At 38.2% G+C, this 26,726-nt stretch carries 26 protein-coding genes and 1 pseudogene; 13 read left to right on the plus strand and 14 right to left on the minus strand.

From position 1 onward, the window contains the following. The first annotated feature begins 5 nt into the window (after positions 1–5). Positions 6–1,937 (plus strand): heavy metal translocating P-type ATPase, encoded by a 1,932-nt coding sequence (locus ABTP35_RS08945; protein WP_293296947.1) that lies wholly within the window; start codon positions 6–8, stop codon positions 1,935–1,937. 135 nt (positions 1,938–2,072) lie between these two features. On the opposite strand, the gene ABTP35_RS08950 is transcribed toward ABTP35_RS08945, so the two are convergent. Then, a complete protein-coding gene (locus ABTP35_RS08950) occupies positions 2,073–2,522 on the minus strand; it encodes a hypothetical protein (RefSeq protein WP_009778869.1) in 450 nt (149 codons plus the stop codon). A 409-nt stretch (positions 2,523–2,931) separates the two neighbouring features. Between ABTP35_RS08950 and ABTP35_RS08955 the strand changes: the two genes are divergently transcribed. The 9 genes from ABTP35_RS08955 to ABTP35_RS08995 all read left to right on the plus strand — a co-directional run bounded on the left by ABTP35_RS08955 (position 2,932) and on the right by ABTP35_RS08995 (position 10,255). Further along, positions 2,932–3,342 carry a protein NO VEIN domain-containing protein gene (locus ABTP35_RS08955; protein ID WP_375334179.1) on the plus strand — a complete coding sequence of 137 codons (411 nt, stop codon included), beginning with the start codon at positions 2,932–2,934 and terminating at the stop codon, positions 3,340–3,342. 6 nt (positions 3,343–3,348) lie between these two features. Beyond that, on the plus strand, positions 3,349–4,104 hold the full coding sequence (locus ABTP35_RS08960) for a hypothetical protein (RefSeq protein ID WP_293296945.1): 756 nt from the start codon (positions 3,349–3,351) through the stop codon (positions 4,102–4,104). Positions 4,105–4,256: 152 nt separating this feature from the next. After that, positions 4,257–5,024, plus strand: a complete 768-nt coding sequence (locus ABTP35_RS08965) for a DUF6577 family protein (RefSeq protein ID WP_281139051.1) — start codon at positions 4,257–4,259, stop codon at positions 5,022–5,024. Next, positions 5,017–6,120: a nucleotidyl transferase AbiEii/AbiGii toxin family protein gene (locus tag ABTP35_RS08970; RefSeq protein ID WP_293296943.1), complete on the plus strand. Its 1,104-nt coding sequence runs from the start codon at positions 5,017–5,019 to the stop codon at positions 6,118–6,120. The genes ABTP35_RS08965 and ABTP35_RS08970 overlap by 8 nt, the downstream gene beginning before the upstream one ends. A gap of 10 nt (positions 6,121–6,130) precedes the next feature. Continuing rightward, positions 6,131–7,549, plus strand: coding sequence for a hypothetical protein (locus ABTP35_RS08975; protein ID WP_281139049.1), 1,419 nt, complete (start codon positions 6,131–6,133; stop codon positions 7,547–7,549). A 1-nt stretch (position 7,550) separates the two neighbouring features. Next, positions 7,551–8,462 (plus strand): hypothetical protein, encoded by a 912-nt coding sequence (locus ABTP35_RS08980; protein ID WP_281139048.1) that lies wholly within the window; start codon positions 7,551–7,553, stop codon positions 8,460–8,462. A gap of 717 nt (positions 8,463–9,179) precedes the next feature. After that, positions 9,180–9,524 carry a single-stranded DNA-binding protein gene (locus tag ABTP35_RS08985; protein ID WP_281139047.1) on the plus strand — a complete coding sequence of 115 codons (345 nt, stop codon included), beginning with the start codon at positions 9,180–9,182 and terminating at the stop codon, positions 9,522–9,524. A 74-nt stretch (positions 9,525–9,598) separates the two neighbouring features. After that, a complete protein-coding gene (locus ABTP35_RS08990) occupies positions 9,599–10,048 on the plus strand; it encodes a JAB domain-containing protein (RefSeq protein WP_281139046.1) in 450 nt (149 codons plus the stop codon). 9 nt (positions 10,049–10,057) lie between these two features. Further along, positions 10,058–10,255 carry a hypothetical protein gene (locus ABTP35_RS08995; protein ID WP_281139045.1) on the plus strand — a complete coding sequence of 66 codons (198 nt, stop codon included), beginning with the start codon at positions 10,058–10,060 and terminating at the stop codon, positions 10,253–10,255. Between the two features lie 321 nt (positions 10,256–10,576). Here the strand turns inward: ABTP35_RS08995 and ABTP35_RS09000 are convergent, their stop codons facing one another. Further along, complete coding sequence (locus ABTP35_RS09000) at positions 10,577–11,572, minus strand: IS110 family transposase (protein ID WP_293294709.1); 996 nt, start codon at positions 11,570–11,572, stop codon at positions 10,577–10,579. 249 nt (positions 11,573–11,821) lie between these two features. Continuing rightward, positions 11,822–12,082 (minus strand): hypothetical protein, encoded by a 261-nt coding sequence (locus tag ABTP35_RS09005; protein ID WP_293294710.1) that lies wholly within the window; start codon positions 12,080–12,082, stop codon positions 11,822–11,824. A gap of 228 nt (positions 12,083–12,310) precedes the next feature. On the opposite strand from ABTP35_RS09005, the gene ABTP35_RS09010 reads away from it, so the two are divergent. The 3 genes and pseudogenes from ABTP35_RS09010 (at position 12,311) to ABTP35_RS09020 (ending at position 15,330) form a co-directional block, all read left to right on the plus strand. Further along, entirely contained in the window at positions 12,311–12,691 is a 381-nt protein-coding gene (locus tag ABTP35_RS09010) for a BfmA/BtgA family mobilization protein (RefSeq protein ID WP_246906060.1), read from the plus strand. An 11-nt stretch (positions 12,692–12,702) separates the two neighbouring features. Next, entirely contained in the window at positions 12,703–13,734 is a 1,032-nt protein-coding gene (mobB, locus tag ABTP35_RS09015) for a MobB family relaxase (protein WP_293296936.1), read from the plus strand. Between the two features lie 256 nt (positions 13,735–13,990). After that, positions 13,991–15,330 (plus strand): annotated as a pseudogene (locus ABTP35_RS09020) (IS3 family transposase). Here the strand turns inward: ABTP35_RS09020 and ABTP35_RS09025 are convergent. Genes ABTP35_RS09025 through ABTP35_RS09075 form a run of 11 tightly spaced genes read right to left on the minus strand, consistent with a single transcriptional unit; the run spans position 15,325 to position 26,721 of the window. After that, the gene (locus ABTP35_RS09025) at positions 15,325–15,876 is read right to left on the minus strand and encodes an RteC domain-containing protein (protein WP_293296934.1); all 552 of its coding nucleotides are present in this window, start codon (positions 15,874–15,876) and stop codon (positions 15,325–15,327) included. The pseudogene ABTP35_RS09020 and the gene ABTP35_RS09025 sit on opposite strands and share 6 nt — an antisense overlap. 27 nt (positions 15,877–15,903) lie before the next feature. Further along, positions 15,904–17,160 (minus strand): MFS transporter, encoded by a 1,257-nt coding sequence (locus ABTP35_RS09030; RefSeq protein ID WP_281139015.1) that lies wholly within the window; start codon positions 17,158–17,160, stop codon positions 15,904–15,906. Continuing rightward, positions 17,160–19,262, minus strand: a complete 2,103-nt coding sequence (locus ABTP35_RS09035) for a copper-translocating P-type ATPase (RefSeq protein WP_281139014.1) — start codon at positions 19,260–19,262, stop codon at positions 17,160–17,162. The genes ABTP35_RS09030 and ABTP35_RS09035 overlap by 1 nt, the downstream gene beginning before the upstream one ends. A gap of 18 nt (positions 19,263–19,280) precedes the next feature. Beyond that, positions 19,281–19,574: a phosphoribosylpyrophosphate synthetase gene (locus tag ABTP35_RS09040; RefSeq protein WP_281139013.1), complete on the minus strand. Its 294-nt coding sequence runs from the start codon at positions 19,572–19,574 to the stop codon at positions 19,281–19,283. Then, complete coding sequence (locus tag ABTP35_RS09045) at positions 19,571–20,224, minus strand: hypothetical protein (RefSeq protein WP_281139012.1); 654 nt, start codon at positions 20,222–20,224, stop codon at positions 19,571–19,573. Before ABTP35_RS09045 ends, ABTP35_RS09040 begins: the two co-directional genes overlap by 4 nt. Then, positions 20,221–21,114 carry a ribose-phosphate pyrophosphokinase gene (locus ABTP35_RS09050; protein WP_281139011.1) on the minus strand — a complete coding sequence of 298 codons (894 nt, stop codon included), beginning with the start codon at positions 21,112–21,114 and terminating at the stop codon, positions 20,221–20,223. Before ABTP35_RS09050 ends, ABTP35_RS09045 begins: the two co-directional genes overlap by 4 nt. Positions 21,115–21,124: 10 nt before the next feature. Then, positions 21,125–22,627, minus strand: coding sequence for a thymidine phosphorylase family protein (locus ABTP35_RS09055; RefSeq protein ID WP_272852109.1), 1,503 nt, complete (start codon positions 22,625–22,627; stop codon positions 21,125–21,127). Positions 22,628–22,630: 3 nt separating this feature from the next. Next, the gene (locus ABTP35_RS09060; protein ID WP_375334180.1) at positions 22,631–23,992 is read right to left on the minus strand and encodes an MBL fold metallo-hydrolase RNA specificity domain-containing protein; all 1,362 of its coding nucleotides are present in this window, start codon (positions 23,990–23,992) and stop codon (positions 22,631–22,633) included. Positions 23,993–24,020: 28 nt separating this feature from the next. Beyond that, complete coding sequence (locus ABTP35_RS09065) at positions 24,021–24,863, minus strand: ATP cone domain-containing protein (RefSeq protein WP_281139010.1); 843 nt, start codon at positions 24,861–24,863, stop codon at positions 24,021–24,023. A gap of 3 nt (positions 24,864–24,866) precedes the next feature. Further along, a complete protein-coding gene (locus tag ABTP35_RS09070) occupies positions 24,867–25,697 on the minus strand; it encodes a universal stress protein (protein ID WP_272852111.1) in 831 nt (276 codons plus the stop codon). 28 nt (positions 25,698–25,725) lie between these two features. Then, positions 25,726–26,721 (minus strand): 2-hydroxyacid dehydrogenase, encoded by a 996-nt coding sequence (locus tag ABTP35_RS09075; protein WP_272852112.1) that lies wholly within the window; start codon positions 26,719–26,721, stop codon positions 25,726–25,728. Between the last annotated feature and the right edge of the window lie 5 nt (positions 26,722–26,726).

Consider the following 26,726-nt stretch of genomic DNA (forward strand, 5'->3'; position numbering starts at 1 on the left):
CATATATGAAAAAGAAAAAACTAAATCTAAGAGACCTCAAGGATCCTTCAATTGAAAATAAGGTTTCATCACAACTGAGCATTAAGGAATACATCCCTTCCATATTCAGTTTTGTGATGTTGATAGCGGGAATTGCTATTGATTACTTTGATGCCTTTCCGTTTTTTAAAGGTTGGGTACGAATCGCTTGGTATGCGGTAGCCTACATCCCCGTTGGTTTTCCTGTTATAAAAGAGGGATGGAAAAGTATCAGGGACGGTGATTTCTTTACCGAATTCTTCCTAATGTCTATCGCAACCTTAGGGGCGTTCGCCATTGGGGAATACCCGGAAGGTGTGGCCGTAATGCTGTTTTACGCCGTGGGCGAACTTTTCCAAAACGCAGCTGTAAAACGAGCAAAGGGCAACATAAAGGCGCTTCTTGATGTACGTCCTAATGAGGCCGTGGTGTATCGGAACGGCGATTATGTTTCGGTCGATCCCGAGACCGTTGAAATTGGAGAAAAAATACAAGTGCGCGTAGGTGAAAAGTTCCCTTTAGATGGCCAATTGCTATCTAAAAAAGCATCGGTCAATACCGCAGCGATTACGGGGGAAAGCAAACCCGACACCATTGCCAAAGGAGACAAGGTTTTTGCCGGGAGCATCAATCTAGAAGGTGTTGTAGAAGTGGAAACCACCAAGGAATTTAAGGATAGTTCCATTGCTCGAATTCTCGATATGGTGCAAAATGCCACAGCACGTAAATCAAAGACCGAACTGTTTATAAGGAAATTTGCACGCATCTATACTCCTATCGTAGTTTTCTTAGCAGTATGCTTAACGTTTTTACCTTATTTTTTTGTGGACGGGTACGTATTTCAGGAGTGGTTATACCGGGCCTTGATTTTTCTGGTAATTTCTTGTCCCTGTGCATTGGTGATTTCCATTCCCCTGGGTTACTTCGGTGGGTTGGGTGCAGCATCCCGAAACGGTATTCTATTCAAGGGTGCATCCTTCTTGGATGCAATGACCCAAGTGAATACGGTAGTAATGGACAAAACAGGAACCGTTACTCACGGGGTATTCAAAATAAAGGAAATCAAACCCATAACATTAGAAAAGGCAACGTTTATGAAGTACCTGATGGCGATGGAAGAACAATCCACACATCCCATTGCCAAGGCGATCTTGGAATATAAAGCGGACGGTTCTGATTATGAGGCCACCAATGTTTCAGAGGTTGCCGGAAAAGGATTGAAAGGGATGGTCAACGGAAAAACAGTACTTGTAGGTAACAAAGCATTGATGACCTCAAACAGTATTGAAGTTCCTTCGGAAACAGATGGTATTGTAGAATCAATTGTTATGGTGTCCATTGATGGGAAATTTGCAGGTTATGTAGTCATAGCAGATGAATTAAAGGAAGATGCAAAAGAAACAATTACAGCATTACACAAAGTAGGCATTAAAAATATTATGATGCTTTCTGGTGATAAAGATTCCATTACTCAACAAGTCGCTAAAGAACTAAATATTGAAAATGCTAAAGGTGGTTTATTACCAGAAGATAAGTTAAACGAAGTTGAAATTTTAAAAAAGAATCCTGAAAATAAAGTAGCATTTATAGGGGATGGTATAAACGATGCGCCTGTTTTAGCAGCAAGTAACGTTGGAATTGCAATGGGTGGTTTGGGTAGTGATGTAGCTATTGAAACAGCAGACGTTATCATTCAAACCGACCAACCGAGCAAGATTGCACGAGCGATTAAAATTGGTCGTTCAACGCGACGAATTGTCTGGCAAAATATTGGACTTGCCTTTGGTGTAAAGGTTATTGTACTCATTCTCGGGGCAGGTGGATTAGCGACAATGTGGGAAGCTGTTTTTGCTGATGTGGGCGTTGCTTTCCTTGCTATTCTCAATGCTGTTCGATTGCAGAAGATGAAATGGGATTAAAAATGATATAATTATTTACGGGACAGCAATTAAACAAAAACATTTAGTGTACGTAAACCACTCAGCATATTGCCGCTTCATTCTTAGAAAAGCCCCTACAAAATTCTATAGAGGCTGCTGGACATTCCAATTTTGTTAGTTGCCCTCGCTCAACGAGAAGCTTCCGTCACCATTAAAAGAGCTGAGGCTGATTGTAACCGACCATATGCCAGACGCACCTGCATCAGTCACCCCAGAAAAGGAATCCGGTTCTGAAGCACCATCAAGAGACCTGTTCAATACAGTATTTCCGTCAGCATCCAAAACCAGCATATTAAAAGTGCCTTCGGCTGAGGCGGTTATATCCGAATTATAGTCCGCTGTGGTCAAATTGTTCATCCAGAGGAACGTCCTTGTGGCGCTTCCACCGTTACCTGTGAAGTCACCGTCCACATCACCATTAAAATCGTCACCATCATCAAACAATACAGTTCCGTCGACACTCACCTGAGCCATCGTGTCACTATCATCATCGTCACTACAGCCTACAAAGACCGTGGTAGCGACAATGGTTAAAAGCATAAAATAGAATTTCGTAATTCTCATAATTCATTAAGATTTGGTTATCATATATAAAACAAACATAACGGGAAAAACCCTATCCTTAGTATTTAATTTTTAATCTATAATTTGAATATCCATTCTTGTAAACTGTTTAAAACCCACTCAGCACATTCCCCTACATTCCACGCTCGCCTGCTGAAAAAAGTAGACGACCACTTCATTTCGTGAAATGAGCTTCACCACACAAATCTTGAACACAATTCCCAATTTCAGCTTCTCATTCCGTTAACCCTTCCCGATGGCTCTGGGAAGGAACATTTATCTTGAGTGTAATCGAAGGGCTATATTCCCGTGCCAAAATCGTGAATTAAGTTCGCTTGAAACCCGTCTTATTTTTCACAAAGTCTATTTGTTTTTTAATTCAGTTATATTGTGAGAAATTTTAGCTTAAATGGAAAAACTAACGGAAAATAAAACCATTGAATTACTGATGCCTCATTTGGTTCAACAAGGCTATCAGATAGAGAGTTATTGCTTGGGCCAAACGAGAGGATATGATATTGTAGCTGTTAAGAATGACAAAAAATTATTAATTGAGGTAAAAGGTGCAAAAGCACATAAGGATTCGCCAACAAAGCGACGAGATTATTTCAACTCTGGACAGATTAAAACTCATTTTGGTAAAGCAATTATTAAATGCTTGGAAACCAAAGTTGCGTTCCCAAATGCAAAAATTGCCATTGCGCATCCCGAAGACGAACAAATAAGAAAAGCAATAGCCAGTATTATTCCAGAGCTCAATAAGATAGGTATACAACATTATTGGGTTAATGCTAAGGGAACGGTAACCCTTGAAAAATAGTTGATTTTGAATACAACAATGAATTCCAAATTATCTTCTTTATTGCATTTCTTGAATGAGAACAGATATTATAATAAAAGGGTTCAGTCAAATTCTTATAACCGGTTTTTAGCGCCGTTCGATTCACTCGAAGATAAATTGTATTCAATTCTTCATCACGTAGCGAATACACAAAGCCAACCTAAAATTGACTTACTTGCACCTTTTTTTCAGAAAGTATATTCGAATAAATTACAGCTTCATAGTTTTAAGACATTCATCGATTTTCTAACAGATAAAGAAAATGGTGCCTATAATTATGAATCTATTTACTATGGTATGTTGAGACAAAAAGGATGGGGCAACAAAACATCTGCCTTATTTACCAAAACCATTTATCATTTACATAATGGTAAGTATGGATTTCAAAATTCAATATGGGACGATGCGCCGAAAATCATTGACAAAGAAGAAAAAATCTTCTTACCTGTCGATGCTGTAATTGAAGCAATTTTCCATCGTATTGACCCAACAATTAAATGGAATTTCCATAAAATTAATAAACTGCTACAGCATAATTATTCTTCTGAAGAAATGGAAGTTTGGGACGACCTTTGGTTCTGGGGATTTATAAATCAACGCGGTTCTGGTCTAACAAGAGAATTTGTTTGGAACGAATCCAAATATTGGGCATTACTTGAGACTGAAAAGAATAGTGTTGTGATTGAAGAGATAAAATTGAAATCGTTGCAATTCCTTTCCATATTGAACCCAAAACAGTAATATATGTATTTGCTATTATCATATTCTAAGTTTGTCTGAATTTAGATAGGTTTAATTTCCAATTATTACCACTTAATCTATATAGTGGCAAAAATTTGTTTTCAAATATTCGCCACTTTTTTGTATTTTTGGCAAAGTTTTGATTTTTAACTATGCCAAAGATTATTGAAAATAAACTGATACAAGCTTTCAAAGACCGTAGTTCTTTTGATAGGGATGCGCTATATAACTTCTATCTGGATTTTGAACCGGACCTAAAGGAAAGCACCTTTAGTTGGCGAATCTATGACCTAAAGAAAAAAGATATCATCAAAACCATTGGTCGTGGACTTTATGTTATTTCCTATAAACCTAAATATAAACCTCTTCTATCAGATAGTGTGTTCAAGATAGCCCGTAAAACCAATGAGCGTTTTGAAGACATAAAATATGCCATTTGGGAAACCCAATGGCTCAATGAGTTTTCTCAGCACCAGACGTCAAATCAAATGATTGTTGTTGAAGTAGAAAAAGAATTTGTAGACTCACTCTATTACTACCTAAATGATAATCTAAGAATGGATTTTTTCCTAAATCCAGATGAAAAGGAAATTCAATTCTATATTTCAGAAAGTAACGTGCCAGTTATCATTAAACGTTTGGTGACAAGGGCACCCATTCAAAAAATAAAAAATAAAAAAACGGTAGTGCCCATTGCAACTCTTGAAAAGATTATGGTGGACCTGTTTGCAGATGAAAATCTGCTACATTTTTACCAAGGTTCTGAAATGGTAAACATCTACGAGAAAATAATTGATAGATATAGCATCAATTTTACAAAGTTGTTCAGCTATGCCAAGCGACGCAAAAAAGAACAGGAAATAAAGCAGTTTATAGGCAACAACATTCCAAATTTTTTAGAAGATATTCATTATGATTAACAACAAAAGTTTTGAAAAGGAATGGCTGAATGGCTTCCGTGCAAAAAAGGAACATAAGGGAATCGATGTAACCATTCTGGAAAAAATGGTTCACGCACTATCATTACTCGAACATTTAAAAGTTTCAGGACTCGATTTTGTTTTCAAAGGGGGAACATCACTTGTGCTTTTGCTAAAAGAAGGGAACCGATTTTCTATTGATATCGATATTATTTCGAGCGTTGAGCGTGATAAATTAGAAGAAATTTTGGATGCAGTTGTAGCCAATTCACATTTCAAAAAGCACGTGCTTAATGAGCATAGAAGCTATAAGGAAGGTGTTCCAAAGGCACATTACACCTTTGAGTTCGAGTCGGTATATAATCCAAACGTTCCTGGAACCATTCTATTGGATATCCTTTTTGACAGTCCGCACTATCCAGAACTTATAGAATCGCCCATTGAAACACCTTGGCTTTCCATTGATGGAACTGCTACAACAATTACTACGCCTTCGGTAAACGCTATTTGTGGCGATAAGCTAACAGCTTTTGCACCAGATACCATAGGCATACCATTCTACAAAGGCGACCAGTTATTTGCAATGGAAATCTGCAAGCAATTGTTCGACTTGGGAAAACTTTTTGAAAATATTACTGATGTAGCAATGGTAAAGAAAAGTTTTTCAGCTTTCGCGAAAGCAGAACTATCCTATCGAAGTACGGACAAGGATTTTAGTAAAAGGAAACTCAATGAAAAGGATGTGCTATGGGATTCCATAAATACCTGTGCTATTATGGCAAGACGAGAACGTAACCCAACCGCTGAAAAGAAAAAGAAATTTGCAGATTTAAGCTCTGGCATACGAAGCTTTGGTAGCGCATTTTTAATGACAGGACATTTTAGGATTGAAGAAGCATTGGCAGCTTCGGCCAAAGTAGCCTATTTGAATGCTATTATTCTACAAAAAGAGGATGTTGAAATAGAATATTATGAGAATCAGGATACAAAGGAATTGGTTATTAAAAATCCGGATTGGGCCTTTTTGAACAGATTAAAACGCCAACCCGATAAATCTATATTTTATTATTGGTACAAGGTGGTAGAACTATTGTAAATTAATGTGAATGGAATTAAAGTATATTATAGAAATCTGTGTCGCTATCGACATCGCAATTTTGGGTATAGCATATCCTATTATCGTGGATAAAATATCCAATATAGGCCACAAGTTTTCATCAAACTATCTGGCTAATGCTTTTGAAAATGAATTTCCGCAGACAAAACTTTTTGGGATATTTCCCGGAAGGTCAAGAAGAATAACAGTATTTGAATGGGTTTTGTTCTTTACAATCGGCTCTTTTATATTCTTAATATTAGACCGTGAACCTTTTTTTTGGAAGGATAGTTGGATGATGCAAAACTCAGCAAAACTTCTAACGCTATTCTTAACAGTATTATTGGTTGTTATTTTTATTATTTGGTTAGATAAGGTTTCGCTGTACAATGGCAAGTCCACACGTTTGCTTACCTATATAATTTCCGAATACCGAAAGCTAAAAAAAGATCAAGATGATAAATACCATTTTAAGATTATCAATGAACTTGCAATATTTGCCATTAGGACACAAGATAAAGGTTTAGAAGAAACATTAGTTAATTTCTACACGGAAGAATTCAATAATTACCGTGCTAACTTCATTAGACCAAGAGAGGAAGAAAAACCAGATGGATTTGAAAACTTTAAAGTTGAGTTTAATCACGAGTTTCATTATGGTATTAGGGAAATTATAAGAGAAGTTGCCAAGGGTAGAAATGAAGACTTGCAAAGTCTCGAATATTTTGTTGTAAGTGGCGTATGGTTAATGGGACAAGGTATTTTTGAAACACCCATCTCAAATGACACCTATAAAGAACTTTGGCGCAATGTTGTACTCATATCAAACAATCCCAAATTTGTAGGTAACTATTGGGGTACGGCACATCAATATTTTAATTTTGGATTGCAACGAGTCTATGGCACAGATTACAATTTTGAGACTAAAAAATATGATAACCAGTCGTTAATAGATAAAAGAGACAACGAAAGAAAACGTTTTTTTGAGTTTCACTTGGCATTAGGAGGCTTATTGATATATCAGAAAAACTATGAAGCCCTTAAAACGCTGTTTACATATACACAACACCAGCCACCAAAATATGTTCTGCTGCCTAATAATATGACCGAGATTTTTACGTGGTTCAGTAGCTTTAAAGACGAGTTTGGGAGAGGTTATTATCCTATTGATTTATCATACCCTTTCCCAGGATTGGATAATTTAGGGAACAGAAGGCGTGTTACATTCTACATCTGTCAGTATTTGACATTGCTTTTTTTAAGACAGTTTAAACTGCCAGAACACAATACCTACGATAACTTCACAAGACAACCTACATTACCTCAAGCCGAAGTGTTAGAGTTATTACGCTGGCAAGAATCCATAAATTATTTCAGGTTCTGTTTGAAAAAAGTAATGAAAGATAAAAATCTCTTAAATACAATTTAATATGAAGAAGAAAGAGATGAAAAAGCTAAAGGCGAAATCATCAGAATTTATTGATGTTCTCGAAACATCCATTGAAAAAGCTATTGAAGAAGCCAGATTAAATGCAGATATTGACTATGATAAAGAATGGGGTTTTCTTGTAAATTCTAAAGATGCTATTGTCAAAGCACTGGCAAGATTTGATTGTATCCAAAATTCTGCTGAGAATTTTGATGGGCAACCTACTATTTCCTTCGGTGTAAATGGTATAATGAACTTATTTCAAAAATCTGCATTTACCACTGGAGACATTCCACATCTTAATGCAGACACTATTCTATCGCAGCAGATAGTGTATCAAAACATTAATTATTACATTCCCAACGCATTTTTATCTACTAAGAAAAAACGCTATCTTCTACGTAAAGAGGATTTAATAAAGGGGGTAGAAAAATTGGGTTTTGATGCGGATAGAGATGTTATGGTGGCAATGAATCTAAATATCTACGGGATAGATAACTTTAATAAAATTGAAAATAATATTATTAGGATTCCATCTACGGGACTCAAAAATGTACTGTTCGTTTTACCAAAAGCTGATTTGCCTATTCTAAAACATAATGACCTTGATGTTGATGAACAAAAAGAACACCAACTTGGGATATTAGATGAAGATAGAAAAATCTACGGCTCTTTAATCGATTTAACACAAGATGCTAATTCTAAACACAGAGACAAATGGAAAAATTCGAATATTGATTTTGCTACCGATTTAAAAGTGCAGCTTTCCATCGCTTTTATTACCGAGGTTGTTTGGAAAGCCAACGCCAATGTGGTTCAAATTAATATTGAAAACTCATTAAGGGAACAGGGAATCGTAAACGAACTATCAGATATAGAAGAACTGATACCAAAAAAAGAAGATAAAAATTAAGATTAGAAATCCATACCAATGAATGCAACTGGAAATGCAGGATTTAGTGTTGTTACCCACTCAGCACATTCCCCTACATTCCGTTGCTCTTCATTCCGGAAAAAGAGCTTCGCTACAAATATCTTGGACACAATCCCCAATTTCAGCTATCCATTTCGTTAACCCTTCCCGATGTTCTGGGAAGGAACACTACATTCCTGAGCCAAAATTGTGAATAGAGTCCGCTTCTCATCGGAAAGCCATCATTTCGGTTTTCTTAACAGAATTTACGGTAAGCCCTTCTTGGGTGCTTCCTCGAAAATTCTTAAAAACCGAACGGATGCCTTACACATTTTAAGGGGTTTATAATGGATAAAGCCTGTGTTGTTTTTCGGGTCGTCGAAAAACAGGCACGGCATAACCAATTCTAACTTAACCACAGCTACTTATTTCGCTTAACTGCCGGTACGCTCAAACGCAACTGCGTTTAAAAGAATTGCTAATGCCCTTATGGAACTTGTCAAGACTACACAAGTTTTAGTGAAAAATAAGGTATCTACTTCCTTGAAAATCCAAGGATTTTGCTACGTCGCAAACACACCTGATTTATTCCCTAAAAGTCTTGACAAAACCCACTCTATCCATTGTGCGGTGCACGAAAGAAAAGAACAAACACCCCTTAAAATTTAATCTGTTTTAAATCAATAGGGGAAATATAAATCACTTAAATTTTTTATTATGAGTACTATTAAAAATCACGTACAGTTAATTGGAAACGTTGGACAGGAACCAACCATTACAAACCTTGAAAGCGGTAAGAAAGTAGCCCGTTTTTCACTAGCCACAAATGAGTATTACAAAGACAGCAAAGGCGAGAAGCAAACTGATACCAATTGGCATACAATCGTTGCCTGGGGCAAAACTGCTGAAATAGTAGAAAAATATGTTTCTAAAGGAAAAGAAGTTGGAATATCGGGAAAACTAAAAACCCGAAGTTACACAACTGATGATAATGAACAACGCTATGTTACGGAAGTCATAGCCGATGAAATCCTTTTACTTGGTAGTAAAGGCGATAAGTAAACCTAGAATTAAAGAGGGCGTAACCGTCTAAAGATGCGCCCTCTTTTCATTATTAAAAATTAATACTTAAAACAATGAAAGCACAAGTTAACGAAATAAAGATTAGTTACAAAGGAGGTTTAAAATCTTCTAATTGGCAGAAAATAGGTAATTCACAAGATGCCGCTGAACTGCTTTTTGAAGATTGGGATAAAGATACTATTGGCATACAGGAAACTTTTAAGGTTGTTTTGTTGAATAACAGTAATAAGGTAAAAGGCGTATATCAATTGTCGCAAGGTGGAATTACAGGTACCTTAATAGACCTACGGATTTTGTTTGCGGTCATTTTAAAATCTTTATCTGTAGCCATTATTTTAACACACAATCATCCTAGTGGCAAATTAATGCCGAGTGAAGCGGATAAAACGCTTACAAACAAGATTAAAAATGCATCAAGATTGTTTGATATTACCATTCTTGACCATTTAATAATTGCACCAGATGGCAATTACTATAGTTTTTCTGATAACGGTATTTTATAAAAAAGAGCTATGGTACATCTCAATTTTACAGACTTGAGCGAAGAGGCTCAGAACCGACTTTTAGAAATTTCTAAAAAAGATGTGGAACGACAATTTGGGGATAGTATTCGCAAATACGTAAAGGAAAATTATGGATGTTTTGAAACTATGATTGAGCAAGAAGCAATGCGTAATCTATATACCTATAAATTTGTATTCAATATATAATTGAGTCGATTTTAAAACCCAACACCTCTGCATTTTTAGAGGTGTTTTTTTATACAATTCAAATCAGGTTCAATAAAAAAAATGTATCTTTACCTTGCTGAAATTCAGCATACAAATTAAAGTAAGGTTATCCAATTTTTGACTTTCGCCGATACCCTTACACATCGAAATTAAACATACTGGAAAATCATTTTCCTGAAAAATGGCAATCGGCTTTTTAGCCGGATTGTATGGATTTTTGTCCCGCTCGCGGGACGAAAGGATTTCCATGTTAAAAACAAGGCAAAAATGAATAAAGTGATTAAAATAATGATATTGGTCTCAAGCCACGTTTTTTTGATAGGGGCTTTGCCGTTTTACCACGGCACAGACCCTAAGGACAAGCTTGTTTCGGACATTGTTGAGGACCAACATTTTGTTCTTTCCCTCCTCTGCCTTTCTTTCATAGTAGGCCTTCAGGTCGGGATCGTGCCTGACAGCCGCAAGTGCGCACATGTGCAATTGCTTTTTCATCATCTTGTTGGCCATATGGTGCACCCTGGAGCGTTTCTGTATACTGGAACCGGATGTGTGCTCGAAGGGCACAACGCCGCAGTAGCAGGCAAGCTGTTTGGGATTTTCATACCTGGTGAAAAAATTGGTGAAGATGGTGAAGTATAGAGCCGTGAACAGACCTATCCCCGTAACGGACGTCGCCAGTCGCACCGTGGTGTTCAGCCTTTCATCGGAGAGCACAAGGGCCTCTATCTCGCCCTCTATGCGGTGTATCTCGTCATTGAGGCACTTGGTGGTCTTTTTGATGTGCCTTTGGACCAGCTTCCCAAGTTTCGGGTCAAAGGTCTTGAGTTCATTGGGGTGCTTGCCCAGGTCGGCCCTGAACCTGACCAGTTGGTCCCTTACCTTGAGCAGGGCATTGACCTTTTCCAGGATCTCCGGTAACGGCCTGTACAGTTCGACCTCGTTGTGGTTCTTGGCGGCGTACCGTGCGATCCGGATGGCGTCAAGCCTATCGTTCTTGCCGCGTTGTATCCCCAGGCTACGGATAATCCTCAACGACATCTCGACGCAGAAATTGGCCTGTTTTTCCAACAGCCTTGCGATCAACGGCCTACCGTATATCCCGGTATGTTCCAGACAGATCAGGGTGCTTTCCAAGGGTATGTCCCTGTTCTTGAGCAGCCTTATGAACGCCCTGGTGCCCTTTTGTGAATTGTCGAACACGAACGAGGACGTGTCGTCCCCTTCGATAATGGCGATGTCAAAGGACTTTTTGGATATGTCCACGCCAACAAAATACTTGAAGTCAGATTTTTCCATGATAAAAAAGTTTAAAAAATGAGAGATCCATGAATTAGAGTACAACCGACAACTGAACGATTATCTAATCCCTGATAATAGGCCTTCAAGCCTGAATTTCCATATGATGCGGGCCCAGAAGATGACCGATAAAGCATTTAATCCTTCCTTATAAGTCCTGAACTTTGAAAAGCAATTAATACGTCTTTATCGGTCTGGTTGCCGTCCAATATCAATGAAGTCCCAAGATAGGCAATACCCGGGTCCCTCTCAATGGACAGCGATATATGTTCTGGTACTGGGACGTGTCATAAAGGACCGGTTCCATACCAAGGGGATATCTGAACCTGTATCGAAACCCTGGACAATAGGCCTTGAAGCCTGAATTTCCATCTGATCCTGTTCAGAGAAGACCGATAAAAGGATTTGAAAAGCATAAGTCCTGGACTTTCCTTGCGCGTAATCCTCCTTTATCGGTCGGTGGCCACTTACGGTCATCGAGGGTATTCCCGAGTGAAAGACAACGGTCATTTAAATGACTATAATCTTAAAAGAAAGCTCTATGCAAATGGCCATCGCTAAACTAAGGGAATAGCAAGAGGGTAACACGCTTCGCGATGTTTCGGATTCCTTTTCGTTTTTAATTAACTGATAATCAGCTAATTAAATTTATTACAATTTCTTGACAATCAACGATTTGCGACAAACGGGCTGAGAACGCCCATTTTTAGGGAAGATTTTGCGACAAATCGGCGAAATATGGACTCATTTACTGGAATTAGATTTAAAAAGGAAACCGCAAAACGATTCCAAACTTTCTCACGTACTTACTTCAAATCGCACACCGAGGCAATGTCCACGATGCTCGATTTTTTCTTCTACAATGAAATTTCCCCAAAGGAAAAATTAGGACCAACTGGTCGTACTATTGAAGCTAAATTACTCAAAAGAATCAATGCGGTCATTGCCATAATGCGAGACGTAGAAAAGACACAAACCAAACCTACGGTGGCTATGATTCAATCGCTGTTTGAAACGGAAGAACCAACAAAAAAACCGCTGATTGTCGAAAAGAAATATGCTGAAGAAAAGAAGGAAGTGCGCTTTCGTGAAAAACAAAATCCAAGTAATCAACTCTAATTTTGTAAGCTATGTATATTACAATAACCCCTCAAAAACTGGGTAACAATTATTCACAAAGTTCGGCCGATTTTGTCGGGTATTTAGAGAAGGAAAATGAAGGTTTGGAACAACAGGATATAGAACATTTTTTCAATCAATATGGCGATGAGATTTCCGCTGAAGAAGTCGTAAAAGAAATTGATGGAAACACCGCAAAGTTGAAAAAGAAAGAACCCAAGTTTTATTCGATTACTGTCAGTCCTTCAAAATATGAATTGCGAAAACTTCAGAACAACAGCCAAGATTTAAAAACCTACACTCGTGAGCTTATGAAAGATTATGTTGCTAGCTTCTATCGGGAAATTAATGGACGAGCTATCACCATTGATGATATAAAATACTTCGCCAAAATTGAACACCAGCGCATCTTTAAGGGAACGGACAAACAGATAAGAGAAAACCAACCTTTTGCTACAAAAATATTGCAACTCAAAACGGAAATTCGAAATATTCAGGAAGGACGAGCTGAAGGGAATATCAAAAAAATAAAGAAGGAAATTGCCAGATTGGAACGCCAGGTACCACATCAGCAAAATGGAAAACGGATAGTCCAGGGAATGCAAAAAGACGGAAACCAAAGTCATATCCATATCATCGTGAGTAGAAAGGACGCTTCCAATTCTATTAGCCTTTCCCCAGGAAGTAAGCACAAAGCTTCCGAAGTTGAAATGCACGGTAAGAACGTGAAACGAGGTTTTGATAGAGATAAATTTTTTGAGAAAGCAGAAAAGACATTTGACAAGACTTTTGGCTATAAACGAAACTTTGCCGAGACCTATAAGGCACGAAAGGATTTTGTGAAAAATCCAAAGCTCTACTTTGCTGCTTTGATGAAATTACCAGCTAACGAAAGAGCATTGGCTTTCAAAATGATGACGAAAACAGGATTGCCAATCGTTCCCAGCATTCCAGTTAGTCAAGCGCAAATTGCACTTCGGGTTTTCAAACGGTTAAGACGTGGCGCTGAAGTGGCCATAAAATCAAGTTCAATAGGAATATAGAGGGTATGCAAATAGACAACCTTATAACGATACTTTCAATCATTGGTTTGACCAGTACTGTTTTCTATGCGATGTTTCGAGTAAGTAAATATGCGTTTTTATTAAATATCACTATGCTTTCATTTCTCGTTTTCTATATTTCTTGTAAATCTTCAACTAAAAGTGGACTGAACTTGGTCTAAGGTTAAGTGATGGTTTTGTTATCTTCAAGGCTAGCCTTGAAGATGGATTCATTAACCATTTAAATCACTTAAAAATGACAAAGAAAAAGAACACTGAATCAATCGTAAAGGACATCAAGAGAAAGACAAGGCGGAAGTTCTCCGCCGAGGAAAAAATCCGCATCGTACTGGAAGGGCTCAAGGGCGAGGAATCCGTATCGGGCATCTGTTGGCGCGAGGGCATTGCCCCGGCACTGTACTATCGTTGGAGCAAGGATTTTCTGGAAGCTGGGAAGAAACGTCTTATGGGCGATACCATGCGCGAGGCCAATACCAGTGAGGTAAAGGAACTCCGTGGGGAGAACTCCGAGCTCAAGGAAACGGTGGCCGAACTGTTGCTCCAGAACCGTGTGCTCAAAAAAAGTACCAATGGCTTAGGGTAAAATGGAGGAAGTACATGCGATTTACCCAACAGGAGAAATACGAGATCATAAGGCTTGTGGAGACATCTGAGATAGGCGTGAACAGGACATTGAAGGAAATAGGGATAAACAAGAGCACCTTCTACAACTGGTACGGTAAGTACCTCGAAGATGGCTTTGACGGACTTGCCCCGAGCCAAAGGGCCAGGAACACCTATTGGAACAGGATACCCGACAAGATCAGGTCGGAGGTCGTGGAGATGGCCCTGGACTTCCCGGAGGAATCCTGCCGTGGACTTGCCTGCAAGATGACCGATGAACGGGAGTACTATATCTCGGAGAGCAGTGTCTACCGCATACTGAAGTCCCGTGGACTGGTGACATCCCCTGCCTTTGATACCATGGCCGCCTCACAGGAGTACAGGGACAAGACCACAAGGGTTCACCAGATGTGGCAGACGGACTTCACCTATCTGAAGATCGTGGGATGGGGATGGTACTATCTCTCGACCATCCTGGACGATTACAGTCGTTATATCGTCCATTGGGAACTCTGCCCCTCCATGAACGTCGGTGACGTGAAGAAAACGGTGGCAAGGGCATTGGAAAAGGTGTCGTTGCCCAAGGGGCAGATGCCAAGGCTGCTGTCGGACAACGGGCCCTGTTACATCAGTGGCGAACTGAAGGAGTTCATAAAGGAAAGGGAGATGGAGCACATCCGGGGAAAACCGAACCATCCACAGACGCAGGGCAAGATAGAGCGTTACCACCGTTCGATGAAGAACATCATCAAACTGGACAACTACTATCTGCCGGGGGAGCTCAAGGAAAGATTGGAAGAGTTCGTGGACTATTACAACAACAGGAGATACCACGAGTCATTGGACAACCTGACCCCGGCGACCGTATATTTTGGAAGGGACAAAAAGATATTGGAAAACCGTAAATTGATAAAGAAAAGAACGATGCTCAAAAGAAGGAAAGAGCACCAAATTCAAAAGTTAAAACTATGACTTAAATTTGGACCGGGCCAGTCCTAATTCGTTTGAAGACGTACACGCAACAATTTTAGCTACAGCATTGTCGTGGCTTGTAGAAAACTCTGCGTCAGTATAGAAATGGGAAGTATCTGACACTAAGTTGATTTTATCGTTCCCTCGAAGAAAATAGAACTCGTCTAAAACTGTAGATTCCTCTCTGTAGTATTTTATAAAGTCTAGATTGCGTCTGTTACTTTCTTGAAGTTTTTTTATTTCAGAGTCTATAAACTCTTGTTGAGATTTAATAGTCCCAGCAGGCCTGTGAGTCATAAAACTATGAAGTTTTGCATAAAATTTAAGACGACTATATACATAAGGTTTCTGCTTTTTAAAAAATGTTATTTCTTCTTGAGGGTTCTTGAAGTCATTTTCCCTTACACATATTCGTAATTTTTGAAGATACATCCTAGAAATGGAAATTCCTTTCTCAATATTACTGAAGTCATTAAGGTTGGACTCTTCGATTATTTGGATTTCTTCCTTATAGTCATTTAAAATTTTATTAATTAATTTATGCAAAATATTTGGGGCTTTAAGGTTTGTGGTTTAATTCTCCATCATTAAAGTATGGTTAAGATCTTCTACGTTTTTATTTGGGGGCTTAAGAAAGACTAGAATCCCAATAGCACCCAGAACAATGCTTCCAGCAATAATAAACGGATAAAAAAAGCCGCCAGCGACTAGCCAAGTTCCCAATACTGGACCTAATATTTGGCCAATGCTATTTGTTGAACTTTGTATAGATATATTCCTACCGGTATTCTCCTTTGATATCAAAGAAACAGCAGATAGTAGGTTAGGGGTAATCATAGCTCCACCAGCTGCAAAAATGACAATGAGGCCATATACTACCAATTCATTATTAAAAAATGGGAAAATTATTAAGGCTGTTCCTGATATTAATAGGCCTACTGCAATCTGTTTTTTTGTTGACAAAAATATTTCGCCATAACTGGCGAAAATGGGTTGTAATACTGCCATTACCAGGCCGCACAACATAAACCCTATACCTACTTGACTACTGTTAAAGGCTAATTCATCTTTACCATAAATAGAAAATACCGTTTCAAATAGTGTCACTACAAACTGCATTATAAAAGAGAGTAGTAACAGCACCATAAAATATTTGCTAAGAGTAAAACCAAATGTCAGTTTTTGAGTAGTAAACTTGCTAACCCTAGTTGTGTTTTTAAGTCGTTTTAATACTATAATAAAAACAATAAACCCTAATACGGCTGCAAATAGAAACGGGACTGAAAAACGATCTAAGTGTAACTGCCCAATTTCGTAATCTAAGTGAAGGTTGGTTTGCGAGAGGAATCCACCCAAAACAGGCCCAAAGATAACACCAGAACTTACCGCTACACCAGACCAAGCCATTATCTTGGTTCTGCGTTTTTTCGAGGTAATATCACTCAAATAGGCGTTGCTTACTGGAATTACAGAAGAAGTAAAAATACCACCAAAAATACGTGCTATATAGAGCATTGTAAGCGAAGTGGCCAAACCAGTAAATAATTGCATTATAACAAAACCTATAAGACCAATTATGATAATAGGCTTACGCCCATATCTGTCTGAAAGTTTTCCCCAAACAACTACAAATATGAGCTGAAATAATGGATATATACTTGTTAAGAGGCCAATATGAAAATTAATCAAGTCAGTATCTAGATTGGCTTTGAGAGCCAATCTCTCCGTGTAGTATGGTAGGGTAGGTAATAAAATACCATACCCTAACATTACCACGAATAAACTCAAGAGGACTAAAAAAATCCTATTGAGTTTCTCTTTCTTCTCCATTATTTTTTACCGATTTTTCGTTTTAACAATTGAGCATTTATAGCAACAATGATTGTACTAAGACTCATAAAAACCGCTCCTACAGCTGGTCCCAAAACGAACCCTGAAGAATACAATACTCCGGCAGCTAATGGAATGGCTACTACGTTATATCCCGTTGCCCAAATCAGATTCTGAATCATTTTATTATAGGTAGCTTTTCCAAAGAGAATTAGATTAGCGATATCTTTTGGGTTACTGTTTACCAAAATAATGTCTGCAGTTTCGGCCGCTACATCAGTACCAGAGCCGACCGCTATACCGACATCAGCCCTTGCCAAAGCGGGTGCATCATTTACACCATCTCCAGTCATTGCGACAAATTCATCCTTTGCTTGAAGTTCTTCTACAATTTCCACTTTTTGATGTGGTAATACTTCGGCATAGTATCCATCTAAGCCAAGCTTTTCACTAACGGCTTTAGCTGTTTTTTCATTATCACCAGTGGCCATTAAGACTTTAATATTATTCTTTTTGAATACTTTAATGGCATCTGCAGATTCTGGCCTTATTTCATCGGCAAGCGCAATATAACCTGCTAATTCACCATCAATCAAAACAAAAACAACAGTCTCCGCAGCATCACTATAGGCATCTTTTGGAATGTCTATTTTTTCATCTCTTAAATATCCTGGACTCACCACTTTTACCTGTTTGCCCTCCACATTGGCCTCTACACCTTTACCAGTAATGGCATTGAAATTTTCTGGCTTTGGAATGGTGATGTTGTCTTCTTTGACTTTTTTGATAATACCTACTGCAATAGGATGTTCCGAGCTCTGTTCCAAGGCACTTGAAAGCCTTAAGATTTCTTCTGTTGAATATTCTTGATTAACCGATTCAATTCTTGTGACACCAAAATCACCTTTTGTAAGTGTTCCAGTCTTATCAAATAACAGGGCTGATATTTTTCGGGATTCTTCAAAAGCTGTTCGATTCCTAATCAATAATCCATTTTGCGCAGATACTGCTGTAGATATAGCAACTACTAATGGAATGGCAAGTCCTAATGCGTGTGGGCAAGCAATAACCATAACAGTAACCATCCTTTCTAAGGCATATACAAAAGGAAAACCCAATATGAGCCAAACGGCTAGTGTTCCAAAACCAATGACCAAAGCAATATAGGTTAGCCATTTTGCAGCCCTATCAGAAAGGTTTTGCATTTTAGATTTTGTTTTCTGAGCCTCTTCAACCATAGTAATTACTTTGTTGAGATAGCTGTCTTTACCTGTATGTTCTACCTTGACCTTTAAGGTGCTATTACCATTTACTGAACCCCCAATTACTTTATCATTCACTTCTTTTTTTACTGGTTTGGATTCGCCAGTAAGCATCGACTCATTCAAATAACTGGAACCATCTACTATGATGCCATCTGCAGGAACTTTTTCACCAGGCTTTACTAAAATCACATCGTCTTTTAGCAAATCTTCTAAAGGAATATCTTCTATGGTATCGCCCTTTACTCTATGGGCTTCAGCGGGCATCATACTTACTAAAAGTTGTAAAGCTTTTGATGCTCCTAATACACTTTTCATTTCTATCCAATGGCCTAAAAGCATAATTGCGATTAGTGTTGAAAGTTCCCAGAAAAAATCTTCACCACGTAAACCGAAAACAGTTGCAGTACTGTAAAAATAGGCAACGCTAATAGCCATAGAAATTAGGGTCATCATCCCTGGTGAACCCTTCTTTATTTCTGACCAAAACCCCTTTAAAAATGGCCAGCCACCATAAAAATACACTACGGTTGAAAGTGCAAATAGGATATATGGGTTTCCAGGTAAGAGAAATTCATATCCAAAAAATTCCTGAATCATAGGGGATAAGAATAGAATTGGAATGGTAAGTATTAAAGTTAACCAAAACCGTTTTCGAAAATCGGCAATCATCATTTTGTGATGGTCGTGACCCATTTGTCCGTGACCAGGATTGTGACCAGAATGACCACCGCTTCCGTGGTTCATTTTAGAGTGGTCTTCTTTTTTGTGCTTCATCTTTGAATGATCCATTTTAGAATGGTCCATTTCTTTGTGATTGTGATGTTCGTGGTTTTCCATTATTGTATTGTTTAAGTGTTATCGTAATTTTTTTCTCATTGCATCAGATATGTTTTCGGCATAGACACCATAGGCATCCACCAAGATGCCCTTAATGCCATCTTTAGATGAAATGGCGTACAGTACACTATTATCGTCGGTACTGCTCATCCCTTCAAAGCGATGGGTTTCATCAACGTCAAAATCTTCTGGCTGTATTTCAATTTTTAGTGAAGCACACTCCAGACATTCAGGTTTAAGGTTAAAATCATATGTATAACCATTCGCCTGTAAATCGTTTATTGCTTCTGAAAGTGTATCGTAATTCTTCATTGAGTTTTTTTATAAGTCATTGTAAAATAGCTATCGTCTTCTTCTATAAATTTCTGAAAGGTCAACAAGCCATTAGCGTTTAATTTTTCCTTGACGATATAGTTCAATTGCTTAATGCGAATTCCCAAAGCATAGGCTTTTATATTTATCTTCGAGCTAATACTGTTCTTGTGGTCGTTTAATTTTCGGTCGTAAATCTTTATGAAGCTTTTTGAGCCAAAAAAGTTCAGTAAGCCAGAATCAAAACTCATTTCAAGTTCAATATCCTTTAAATTATCTAAATCATATAGCTCAGTAAAGTTTGTAGTTGAGCTATTGATTTCGGTTTCTTTAGAGTTTGGTTTTGCAAACGGGAATGCCATTACCAAAATATTGGCCTCGTCGGGCTTACAGCGATAGGTGGTAGTGTATTTTTCTGTTGACTTTTTCTCTTTATCAAATAACTCTGTTATGACTTCAATTTGATAATACCCATCATCCTCTATAATTTTACCTGCCTTAAATGTTTGCTTATTAAGGAATACACCATCTTCGTCAAAATTTTCACGAGCTACAGTCCTGTCTGAAATCTGCCCAATGAGCATTTCGGTTTGTCCATACACATAGAGGTTAAATAGGATAAGAAACAGTATGAAGCTTTGTTTTATCATATGTGATGCATTAATTTCTTTACTTCTTTTGCCATTACATCACTCAGGTCAATTGCATTTGAAGGATGTGGAATGGTATTGCAGGTCACTATTTTTTCTGTGCCTGAATCCAATAAGTCTTGATAGGCATTGCCTGAAAAAACAGCGTGTATGCCTATGCAAATTGGTGGTTTCATACCAGCTTTTTTCAAATGTTCTACGGTTTCAATCATTGTACGTGCGGTGGAAATAATATCATCAACTAAGATTGGTGTGGCATCTTTATATTTATCTACATCTGGAACTGAAACTTCCACGTCACGGTCGCCGTGACGTATTTTCTGTAATACCGTAAAAGGTGCGCCTGCATTTTTAGCAACTTCGGAAACCCATTGTTCGCTTTCTGAATCTGGACCTATAAGTACCGGATTCTCGATATTTTCTTTAATCCAATCTGAAATAGCATCGGCTGCGTGGATAACTTTGTTTGGGATGTGGTAGACTTCGCTCAAAGAACTAATCCTGTGCAAGTGAGGGTCAACTGTGGTAAGGCTATCTGCAAAACCGGAAATCAACTTTCCGAAGAACGTAGAAGTAACACCCTCGCCTTGATTGAAAATTTTATCTTGCCGCATATAAGCCAAATACGGTGCTACCAAACAGGTGCACATTGCTCCCATTGATTTGGCCGTGTGGCTTAAAAAATACAAGGGTAACAATTTTTCATCAGGGTTGTGCAAGGTGCATATCAGCACCACACATTTATCTTTAACATCAGAAAGTATACGTGTATAGGATTCTCCATCAGGGAATTTTCGTAGAGTGGCCTCGCCCACTTCGGCACCCATTTTTGTGGCCATCAATTCTGTGAGGTCTTCATTTCCAGGAAGACTAAATAATATTGTTTTCATATATAGTGTCTTATTTAATGGTTATTATATCGTTATGGTTACTTCTATAATCTAATGCATAGTTTAGTTCGCCCTGTGATTCAGCATACAGGGTGTACAGTAATTGGTTTTTTTCAATTTTTTCATTTAAATGAACATTTAATAGAATTCCAGCAGACTTGGATTGAGGTGCGCCTGATAGTTTTGCAAGCTTCGCTATTTTCCGGTTGTCAATATTCTTCAAAATACCTGTAGTTTCTGCTTTGATTTCTATTTTATAAGGCGCTAAAACGGGTTGTGTAAAACGTCCTTGGGCGTTACAAATGGCAAGGAATTTTTCATATGCTTTTCCAGATTTGAGAATTTTATGTGCGGTTTCCAATCCCATTCCTTTTCCTACTTTTCCAGAAAGTTCTAATAGTTCAGCGGCTAAAAGCAATGCTCTCTCTGTTAAGTCTTTGGGTGCGTCTGGCTCATTTTGCAAAACTCTTAGTATATCTATGGCTTCTAGAGTTGGACCGATACCTCTACCAACAGGCTGCGTGCCATCCGTAACTACAACTTTTACATTCAATCCAACGGCAGTTCCTACGGCCTCCATATGGTCTTTTAATTTTTGAGCCATTTCCATACTTCTTACCTTGGCTGTTTTTCCTACTGGGATATCAATAACAACGTGAGTTGAACCTGCAGCAGCTTTTTTTGAAAGTACGGAAGCAATGAGCTGTCCTTCACTATCGATATCTAGTGCTTTTTCTACCTTTATAAGAAGGTCATCCGCTGGACTTAATTGAGCGGTACCACCCCAAACAAAACAACCACCTTCCTGATTCACCACGCCCTCAATCTCGTCTGCAGAAAGTTTTACGTTGGTTAGGACTTCCATTGTGTCGGCTGTACCGGCTGGTGAAGTAATGGCTCGGGAAGACGTTTTTGGCATTGTAAGTCCATATGCGGCTACAATAGCCACTACCAAGGGTGTGGTTCGGTTTCCAGGCAATCCACCAATACAATGCTTATCGACTACAATATCCTTGTTCCAATTTAATTGTTTTCCTGAAGCTATCATCGCTTGGGTAAGGTCTGATATTTCATTTATGTCCATTCTGTCACCTGCACAAGCTGTTATAAATGCAGAAAGGTGGATATTGGAATAGTCGCCTTCTACGATGTCTGTTATGATGTCGTTGTAGGCTTTATAATCCAATTTTTGATTATAGATTTTAGCCCTAACGTAGCTTAGCGATTCAATAGGCTCTAAATGAGAAACATAAAGCGTTTGATTTTCGGAAGCTTTCAGTTTTTTTGCAGCAGCATCAGATAAACCTATTTCATTGTGACTTAGAATATCTGAATTTATAACATTAAGACTTGCAACTATTGTCGTGGTTGTAGTTGATACCCTAATTCTGGTCAAGGCTTCGAACCCTTCTGAAATACATACGTGGCAATCTTCACGCATATAGACCACGTTCTCATTTTGGGTATAGATACCAAGATGTTTGTATTTTAAAATATTTGATGGTTGTTCCATAGCTTATTTTATTTCTTTAATGGTATATAGTTGTGGAATCTCAGCATCCCAAGCGTAAGTGTCTTTGATTCCTTTTTGTAGGGCTTCTGCACTTTCTTTCTCACCGTGAACAATAAAAATTTGTTCTGGTTTGTTTTCTATCTCGTCCATCCAATCCAAAAGTTCTTTATGGTCTGCGTGTGCAGACAGTCCCTCAATTTCTGCAACTTGCATATGAAATGGCACCCATTTTCCATAAACTTTGAGTTCCTTGTCACCTTCCAACAGTTTTCTACCACGGGTTCCTTCAGCTTGATATCCAACAAAAAGCAAGGTGTTATTTGGGTTTTGGGCTTGGGTTTCGAGATAGTTGAGCATTCTGCCACCCGTGAGCATTCCACTACCTGCAATTACGATTTTTGGATTGTTGTCCGTTCTTAGTTCCATTGTTTCGCGATAGCTACTAACGACAGTGAAGTGTGAACACATTTCTTCACATTCATATTCTTCTAATTTGTGCCAATCTCTTGTGCGGTGGAATAATTCTAGTACATTAGCACCCATAGGGCTGTCCATTATCATTTGCACTTTAGGGATTTTGTCTTTCTTGAGTAATCTCCAAAAAATCAGCATCATCAATTGGGCTCGTTCTACCGAAAAGCTAGGTATAAATAAACTGCCACCTCTATTGATGGTATCGTTGACCAATTTTTCTATCTGTGGAATTGCTTCCACTTCGTCTGGATGAAACCTACCTCCGTAGGTTGACTCTATTAATAATACATCTGCCTTTTTTGGCTTTAAAGGTGGATACAATAGTAAGTCGTTAGTTCTTCCTATGTCTCCCGAAAACACAAAACGTTTTCCGTTTATATCCAATTCAATGTAGGTTGCACCAAGAATGTGTCCGTTGTATTGAAATCGAACCTTCACATTTTTGAGAATGGGTAGCCATTGCGATGGCGGCACCCCTTTGAAGTAAGGAACGGTTTTTTCTACATCCTTTAAATCGTACAATGGTTTAGCCGGGTTGTGTTTAGAATAGCCTTCTTTGTTAGCGCGTTCGGCTTCTTGTTCTTGTATTTTGGCACTATCGTTCAATATAATTTTTGCAATATCCAAAGTGGGATTAGTACCATAGATGGGGCCTTTAAAGCCTTGCTTTACCAATCTTGGCAAATAGCCTGTGTGGTCCATATGGCCGTGAGTGAGTAAAACCGCATCAATATCAACAACATTAACTGGCGGGTACTCCCAGTTTTTTGCGCGTAGTTCTTTCAATCCCTGAAAAAGGCCGCAGTCTATCAGTATTTTTCTAACACCAGTATCTACCAGATATTTTGAACCTGTTACGGTACCAGCTGCTCCTAAAAAGTGTATATGCATTATAATATTGTTTATTTATTCTTTAATTTCATTTTGTTCTACATAGTTCTTCAGAGTCTTGTAAAATCTTTTTGTGCCTGGATTTTTCAATTCCTACTTGATTTAATAAATCTGGATTATTGTGTACTTCCTTACAGAGCACGGTTCCAGTTTCGAGTAGCAATGTTTTCTCCCGTTTTGTAATTGTTGTTAACGCTGTGAGTGGATGTAGACCAGATTGGTCAATTCTATCTTTAAGACCATTTCCCTTAGGGTAATCCCAACTAGTCATTATTAATCCAGTACATTTACCATATTGTATAGCATCTGTAGTAAAGCGGGTATTCGTGTAAACGCCACCTTGATGAATTTTTGTTTGGTGACCTTTTTGACGTTCCCATTGCTTTTCTACATCTAAAAATCTCGAATTGATGTATAATGGAATCTTTACATTGCAAAAGCGTCCTTGGTCACTATGGTATTTGCATTCAATCATATAATGCTTATTGTCTTTTTGCGCAATGACATCTACTTCGTGCTTAACACAATTGCCTTGCACTATAACTCCAACTTTCGTTTCAAACCCTTCCTGTTCCATTATCTTACCTATTAATTTTTCAAAAGGGAAACCAGAAGGTCCTAATTCCATAATAGCTTTTTTGAGTTTGTATTTTGAAGCACTTACTCGCGATTTTCGTTTAAGCATCCTAAAGGCCATTTGGTAGATTTTCTTGGTTGATATACCCTCGTATATAGTAGCTTCAATATGTTCAACTATCTCTTGGATAAGTACTTCACTTGCGTGCGCGCGCCGTAATGAGTTGATGAGTTTTTCACTTTTGAAGGGCTCTATCTCTCCAGAATGTTTTATTATGTTTATGGAATCGTTCATTATCTATATATGTATAGTCATTACAGGTAAGGTGGAATGGTTAGTAACACCTTCGGCGATACTCTTAGAAAATAGACTTAAAAATCCTGTTTTGCCGTGTGTCACCATCGCTATTAAATCTATGGGATGTTGTTTTATGAACGTATTAATGCCTGTTTCCACAGAAGGTTCATTATATACAGCCATTGAGTAGTTCTTCAACTCTGGAAAATTTTGCAATGTTTTTTCAATGGGGTCTAAACCAAGATTAATATTATTGAAATCTGTCTCGGTATTAATACGTAATAAGTGGATGCGAGCATCACATTTATTCGCAATGGATATTACCTGCTTAAAAGCATCGGTAATGTCCTCATCGAAATTTGAAACAAATGCAATATTCTTGAATGGAAAGTTGACTTCTTCATCTTTTACAACAATTACGGGTGCATTAGCTTTTCGTACAATTTGCTCAACATTACTTCCTGTTATTTCCCTAATGACACCTTTGGTTCCACTACTTCCAGTAATGATAAAGTCGTGTTGATAATGACCTGAATGGTCTAAAATATCACCTTGACCTGCATCAAATTGTAAAAACGTTCGGCATTTTAGTCCGTTGCGTTCTGCTATTTTTTCTAATTCCCGTAATGCCGCTTTGGTCTTACCTATTTGCTTTAATGTTTCAGGATATCGCTTTTCCTTTTCTTTGTCCAGCTTTACCCAATCCACAGGGGTTTGCATAAGATGTAAAAAGTGAATTTCGGAATTGTATAGCTTTGCCATTTCTATACCTAGTAGTTCAGCTTTGTTGCAGTTCTTTGAAAAATCGGTTGGTACTAATATGTTTCTCATTTTGGATGATTTATAGGTTCGTATAATTTTAGTTCAGTATAATTTCATTTCCAGAAGGTACTTTGTCTTCAAAACAGTCTAAATTGTATATGGTCGTGTCTGCGATATTTTTTAATGCGGTTTCGGTTAAAAATGCTTGATGACTTGTGATAAGAACATTGTTGAAAGTCATCAATCTTGCAATGACTTCATCTTGCAAAATTGTATCAGAGTGGTCTTCAAAAAATAGTCCTTCTTCCTCTTCATACACATCCATCCCGAAATACCCAATTTTGCCAGATTTTAATCCTTCTATAACGGCCTTGGTGTCAACTAAACCACCTCGACTCGTGTTAATGAGCATAACACCTTTTTTCATTAAGCCTATGTGTTCCGTGTCAATTAGGTGTTGCGTTGATGGGGTCAATGGGACGTGCAGGCTGATTATATCTGCTTGTTTACAGATAGTAGTACAGTTGGTGTAAATGACGTCATAAGAGTCTATCAGGTTTTTATCCTCAGCGACATCTTGGGCCAATATCTTACAGCCCAAACCGTGAAGTATTTTTACGAGAACTGCACCTATTTTTCCTGTCCCTATAACACCTACTGTTTTACCGTTTAGGTCAAACCCTGTAAGTCCGTTCAGTGAAAAATTTTGTTCCCGAACTCTGTTGTGTGCTCTGATTATTTTTCGGTTAAGTGCTAAGATGAGTGCTAGAGTATGTTCTGCAATAGCATATGGTGAGTAGGCTGGTACACGAGCTATTTTTAGTCCTAGTTTGTCAGCTTTTTTAAGGTCAACGTGATTGAATCCTGCTGAACGTAATGCGATATACTCAATTCCTTGTTGATACAGCTCATCTAAGACATCAGCAGAGGCATCATCGTTAGAGAATAGTGCAATGGCTTTAGAGCCTCTCGCTAATCTTGCTGTTTCTTTCGTAAGCCTATATTCCAAAAAATATAACTCGTGCTTTCCGTCGTTTGCCTTGATAAGTGAAGGCTTATCGAATTTATGTGTACTAAATATTGTTGTTCTCATAATTT

Origin of the sequence: Flagellimonas alginilytica (assembly GCF_042134605.1) — a bacterium.
GTDB classification, from domain to species: domain Bacteria; phylum Bacteroidota; class Bacteroidia; order Flavobacteriales; family Flavobacteriaceae; genus Flagellimonas; species Flagellimonas alginolytica.

Excerpts from the sequence above, each read along its gene's own strand:
- ABTP35_RS08945 (WP_293296947.1), top strand. The coding sequence starts at position 6 with ATGAAAAAGAAAAAACTAAATCTAAGAGACCTCAAGGATCCTTCAATT.
- ABTP35_RS08950 (WP_009778869.1), bottom strand. The coding sequence starts at position 2,522 with ATGAGAATTACGAAATTCTATTTTATGCTTTTAACCATTGTCGCTACC.
- ABTP35_RS08955 (WP_375334179.1), top strand. The coding sequence starts at position 2,932 with ATGGAAAAACTAACGGAAAATAAAACCATTGAATTACTGATGCCTCAT.
- ABTP35_RS08965 (WP_281139051.1), top strand. The coding sequence starts at position 4,257 with ATGCCAAAGATTATTGAAAATAAACTGATACAAGCTTTCAAAGACCGT.
- ABTP35_RS08970 (WP_293296943.1), top strand. The coding sequence starts at position 5,017 with ATGATTAACAACAAAAGTTTTGAAAAGGAATGGCTGAATGGCTTCCGT.
- ABTP35_RS08975 (WP_281139049.1), top strand. The coding sequence starts at position 6,131 with ATGGAATTAAAGTATATTATAGAAATCTGTGTCGCTATCGACATCGCA.
- ABTP35_RS08980 (WP_281139048.1), top strand. The coding sequence starts at position 7,551 with ATGAAGAAGAAAGAGATGAAAAAGCTAAAGGCGAAATCATCAGAATTT.
- ABTP35_RS08985 (WP_281139047.1), top strand. The coding sequence starts at position 9,180 with ATGAGTACTATTAAAAATCACGTACAGTTAATTGGAAACGTTGGACAG.
- ABTP35_RS08990 (WP_281139046.1), top strand. The coding sequence starts at position 9,599 with ATGAAAGCACAAGTTAACGAAATAAAGATTAGTTACAAAGGAGGTTTA.
- ABTP35_RS08995 (WP_281139045.1), top strand. The coding sequence starts at position 10,058 with ATGGTACATCTCAATTTTACAGACTTGAGCGAAGAGGCTCAGAACCGA.
- ABTP35_RS09000 (WP_293294709.1), bottom strand. The coding sequence starts at position 11,572 with ATGGAAAAATCTGACTTCAAGTATTTTGTTGGCGTGGACATATCCAAA.
- ABTP35_RS09005 (WP_293294710.1), bottom strand. The coding sequence starts at position 12,082 with ATGACCGTTGTCTTTCACTCGGGAATACCCTCGATGACCGTAAGTGGC.
- ABTP35_RS09010 (WP_246906060.1), top strand. The coding sequence starts at position 12,311 with ATGGACTCATTTACTGGAATTAGATTTAAAAAGGAAACCGCAAAACGA.
- mobB (WP_293296936.1), top strand. The coding sequence starts at position 12,703 with ATGTATATTACAATAACCCCTCAAAAACTGGGTAACAATTATTCACAA.
- ABTP35_RS09030 (WP_281139015.1), bottom strand. The coding sequence starts at position 17,160 with ATGGAGAAGAAAGAGAAACTCAATAGGATTTTTTTAGTCCTCTTGAGT.
- ABTP35_RS09035 (WP_281139014.1), bottom strand. The coding sequence starts at position 19,262 with ATGGAAAACCACGAACATCACAATCACAAAGAAATGGACCATTCTAAA.
- ABTP35_RS09040 (WP_281139013.1), bottom strand. The coding sequence starts at position 19,574 with ATGAAGAATTACGATACACTTTCAGAAGCAATAAACGATTTACAGGCG.
- ABTP35_RS09045 (WP_281139012.1), bottom strand. The coding sequence starts at position 20,224 with ATGATAAAACAAAGCTTCATACTGTTTCTTATCCTATTTAACCTCTAT.
- ABTP35_RS09050 (WP_281139011.1), bottom strand. The coding sequence starts at position 21,114 with ATGAAAACAATATTATTTAGTCTTCCTGGAAATGAAGACCTCACAGAA.
- ABTP35_RS09055 (WP_272852109.1), bottom strand. The coding sequence starts at position 22,627 with ATGGAACAACCATCAAATATTTTAAAATACAAACATCTTGGTATCTAT.
- ABTP35_RS09060 (WP_375334180.1), bottom strand. The coding sequence starts at position 23,992 with ATGCATATACACTTTTTAGGAGCAGCTGGTACCGTAACAGGTTCAAAA.
- ABTP35_RS09065 (WP_281139010.1), bottom strand. The coding sequence starts at position 24,863 with ATGAACGATTCCATAAACATAATAAAACATTCTGGAGAGATAGAGCCC.
- ABTP35_RS09070 (WP_272852111.1), bottom strand. The coding sequence starts at position 25,697 with ATGAGAAACATATTAGTACCAACCGATTTTTCAAAGAACTGCAACAAA.
- ABTP35_RS09075 (WP_272852112.1), bottom strand. The coding sequence starts at position 26,721 with ATGAGAACAACAATATTTAGTACACATAAATTCGATAAGCCTTCACTT.